Origin of the sequence: Clostridium guangxiense (assembly GCF_021043395.1) — a bacterium.
Lineage (GTDB): Bacteria > Bacillota > Clostridia > Clostridiales > Clostridiaceae > Clostridium_S > Clostridium_S guangxiense.
In genome coordinates this window covers 1-1,646 of record NZ_JAJNKE010000094.1, presented here as the reverse complement: position 1 = coordinate 1,646, position 1,646 = coordinate 1, and the positions used below count along the sequence as shown (strand labels likewise).

General features: G+C 32.1%; 1 protein-coding gene. It reads left to right on the top strand.

Going from position 1 to position 1,646, the window contains the following annotated elements; all coding sequences use genetic code 11:
- The first annotated feature begins 126 nt into the window (after window positions 1–126).
- Window positions 127–1,500 carry an ISNCY family transposase gene (locus tag LQK79_RS20765; RefSeq protein WP_053243630.1) on the top strand — a complete coding sequence of 458 codons (1,374 nt, stop codon included), beginning with the start codon at window positions 127–129 and terminating at the stop codon, window positions 1,498–1,500.
- Window positions 1,501–1,646: the final 146 nt, after the last annotated feature.

Here is a 1,646-nt window from a genome sequence, read left to right as displayed (position 1 = left end):
TATGATTGAAAAGTGATAATGTCTTAGTGTACCACATTTGATTATGTCCTCAAAAACAAAATTTATAGTATAATAAACCTCATTGCTAGAAATGAGGTGGACATAATCAGAAAGGTGATACTAACAATGAATGAAAATGATAAATATACAACTATAAAAAAATTAATAGAAACAAATGGTTCTAAACAAAGGGCCGCTCTTTATCTTGGATGTTCTGTTAGACACATTAATCGTATGATTAATGGTTATAAGAAATATGGAAAAAGTTATTTCATCCATGGTAATAGAGGAAGAAAACCCTCAATTGCTCTTGACGCAAAAATTAGGCAAACAATTCTTGATTTGTATCGTACAAAGTATGAAGGCGCTAACTTTACTCATTTTTCTGAATTACTAAAAAAACATGAGCATATTCAGGTTTCTGCTAGTACCATCAGAACTATACTTATGGATGAATTTATCCTATCGCCTAAAGCTAAACGTATCACAAAGAAAAAGACTAGTGAATATTTGAATGAACTCAAAAAATCAGCAAAATCGAAAAAAGATATAGCTAACGTTCAAAATACCATTATTGCAATTGAAGATGCCCATCCAAGACGTCCTAGGTGTGCTTATCTAGGCGAAATGTTGCAAATGGATGCTTCGATCCATTTGTGGTTTGGTCAACAAAAGACTCAACTACATATTGCTGTAGATGATGCTACTGGTGCTATTATGGGTGCATATTTCGATTCACAGGAAACTTTAAATGGATACTACAATGTATTACACCAAGTACTTACAACATACGGTATTCCTTATATGTTATTTACCGATAGACGTACTGTATTCGAGTACAAAAAGAAAAAATCACCTTCTATCGAAGATGATACTTTTACCCAGTTCAGTTATGCTTGTAAACAATTAGGCATTGAACTTAAAACCAGTAGTGTTGCACAAGCTAAAGGGCGTGTTGAAAGAATGTTCCAAACCCTACAATCACGCCTCCCATTAGAAATGCGACTGGCAGGCATAGCTACACTTGAGGAAGCTAACGAATTCTTAAATCACTACATAAAAGAATTCAATGCTCAGTTTGCATTACCTGTTGATAATATCAAATCTGTCTTTGAAAAGCAACCTTCTAAAGAAAAAATTAATCTAATTCTTGCTGTACTCAACAGTAGAAAAATAGATAATGGTAGTTGTTTAAAGTTTAATAAAAGATATTATCTTCCGGTAGATAAAAATGGACATGCTGTTTATTATCATAAAGGAACCTCTGGTATTGTAATTAAAGCATTTGATAACAATCTGTATTTTTGTGTGAATGAAAAAGTTTATGCTTTAGAATCAGTACCTGAACGAGCTTCTTTATCTAAAAATTTTGATTTTGTAGATAAGCCTAAGGTTCCAAAGAAGCACTACATACCACCTATGAGTCATCCTTGGAAGCAGGCTTCATTTGAACATTATTGCAGCAAGCAATCTCATAGACAAAAAGAAAACATAGCATAAATCTATAAATCTATTTTCTTAAAAATTGAAGATTTTTAAGGTTTATTTGTCATACCTTAAAATAGTTTTATACCATCAATAAAGCACCAGCAAAAGCTGGTGCTAATAATTAAAACTTTTTGGGACATTTTCAAAAATGCTTGACA